General features: G+C 36.7%; 4 protein-coding genes. All 4 read left to right on the forward strand.

The annotated features are described in order from the left end of the window. The first annotated feature begins 184 nt into the window (after positions 1 to 184). On the forward strand, positions 185 to 559 hold the full coding sequence (locus DWW91_RS28380) for a hypothetical protein (protein ID WP_027202909.1): 375 nt from the start codon (positions 185 to 187) through the stop codon (positions 557 to 559). A 74-nt stretch (positions 560 to 633) separates the two neighbouring features. Further along, complete coding sequence (locus tag DWW91_RS10220; RefSeq protein WP_032535954.1) at positions 634 to 966, forward strand: hypothetical protein; 333 nt, start codon at positions 634 to 636, stop codon at positions 964 to 966. A 78-nt stretch (positions 967 to 1,044) separates the two neighbouring features. Next, complete coding sequence (locus DWW91_RS10225) at positions 1,045 to 1,635, forward strand: T6SS immunity protein Tdi1 domain-containing protein (RefSeq protein WP_032535959.1); 591 nt, start codon at positions 1,045 to 1,047, stop codon at positions 1,633 to 1,635. 80 nt (positions 1,636 to 1,715) lie between these two features. Further along, on the forward strand, positions 1,716 to 2,040 hold a 325-nt coding region (locus DWW91_RS28040), incomplete at its 3' end, for a hypothetical protein (RefSeq protein WP_233584458.1).

Below are 2,040 nucleotides of genomic sequence, written 5' to 3' on the forward strand. Positions count from 1 at the left end.
AAAGACCTCTTGTATAATCAATATTGCTTAGTAGCATATATATTGCTTGTAGGCATGTTCTTAGGCGTGAAGCTGGCTACTTACACAGTAGAGTACGCTATATACAAAAGTAAATTCATTGGTAACAAGGAAAGATAACCCCTGAACGGTGTTCCTTTCCAAACCATTAATGGTAATAAGGTATATGATAGACTATTTATATTATAGGTTTTATAGATTATGGCTTCATTCTTCTGTATCGGAAGGAGCCACATTTTTGGCAATGCTTTTGTTTTCGGTCATGTTAAGTACAAATGTATTAACCGCATGGGGTATATTAACCCAATACGGAATCATTGATTATCCGTCCGATACTCAATACTATATCATTGAAGGCAGTTTAATAGCATTGCTGTGTGGCAGATTTTTCTTCAAGAAAAGGTACAGAAGAATTATAACCAAGTATGAGGATGAAAACTCTGTGCAACGTAAAGTTGGAGTGTGGGCACTTACTGTATATATAGTGGCAACCTTTACTTGCTTTTTCATAGAGGCATTGCACAGACAGGGAAAAATATAATTTACCATTAACGAAGCAGGATAACGGACAAGCCGTTCCCTGCTGAACCATTATGAACAATTAGAGTACACGATATGAGAAATGAAATTTTACAGTTGAAAGATTTGGGTCGTATGCCTAATGAAAGCATCAATGATACAGAGAGTATTGATGAATTAGTAAATACTTATGATGCCTTATTAGAACAAATACAACTTCCCATATCATTTGATGAAGCTATGGTGTTGGTACAAATCTTTCCTGAAAATGCTTTTTATGATTTGCAGTGGAGTTTATTAAAACTTGTAGAGTCTGTTTGCGTTGATGATGAGAATAAGTATATTCAGTTAATAAACTCTTGCCCAAGCCAAGAATGGCGGGACACTCTAAATGCTCGCTATGCAAATTATAAAAGGCACAAGGGGTAAAGTAAGTTCATAACAAGCCGGGATAACGGACTAACGCCGTTCCCCGCCAAGCCATTATAAACCATAAAGCGCATAAATATGTACGAAGAATTTTTAGAAAAGAGCCTCAATAATAAGAGGCAGGCAGTAGATGATACTTTTATTGCCAAATACGCCGATTTGTCCTACCCCGAACTGAATACTTTATGGCAGGAAGTCGGGCTGGGCAGTTATTGTAATGGGCTGTTTAAGCTTATCAATCCGTCCGATTACCAAGATGTGATAAACTCCTGTTATGAGAAGGAAGATGACAAATCGTTTCTGCCATTCATGTGTACGGCTTTCGGCGATGTCTTTGCCTATGTAAAGAACCCAAGACTGAATAATTACGTTGTTTATCTGAATGTCAGATACGGAACATATTTAATACTTCCTGCCAATCTTCGTGCAATTTTTAATAAGGTAATGGTAAATCAAAGTTTCTTGAAAGGTTGGTTTGACTTAGAAAATTATCCTGTAATACAAGAGAAACTCGGAACTCCCGACAATGACGAATGTTTCGGGTATTCCCTACTGTTGGCTATGGGAGGAAGTGAGGACATTGAAAACATCAAGATAGTCAAGACTATTCCGTACATTGACATCTGCACACAAACAATCGGTGAATTTGAAGTTGCAGATAAATATTGAGTATAGAACTGGTTGATAACAACGCAGGATAACGGACGAGCCGTTCCCTGCTAACCATTACCAACAAATAGCGTACATATATGAATGATGTAACAAAAGTAAGAATAGTATATGAATGTAGCATAATAGGTATTGTTTTGCTGACATTCTTAAAAGGTATGTTCCCATACATGGGAGCATGGTGGCGAGTAGCCCTTATTGCTTCACTTGTAGGATTGTGGTTTTCACTATCTTATCTGAAACAGCATAATTATAAATGGGGGTTCAATTACATAGGAAATCATTTATACATTAACCTCTTATTGAAAGTACAGAAGTGGTTTCAGAACGCTACAATCATAGCCTTATTGATACCTGTATTCTTAAAAGACCTCTTGTATAATCAATATTGCTTAGTAGCATATA

The organism is Parabacteroides sp. AF17-3 (assembly GCF_003635445.1).
Classification (GTDB): domain Bacteria; phylum Bacteroidota; class Bacteroidia; order Bacteroidales; family Tannerellaceae; genus Parabacteroides; species Parabacteroides goldsteinii.

Coding starts and splice junctions, on each gene's coding strand:
- DWW91_RS28380 (WP_027202909.1), top strand. CDS start 185: ATGATAGACTATTTATATTATAGGTTTTATAGATTATGGCTTCATTCT.
- DWW91_RS10220 (WP_032535954.1), top strand. CDS start 634: ATGAGAAATGAAATTTTACAGTTGAAAGATTTGGGTCGTATGCCTAAT.
- DWW91_RS10225 (WP_032535959.1), top strand. CDS start 1,045: ATGTACGAAGAATTTTTAGAAAAGAGCCTCAATAATAAGAGGCAGGCA.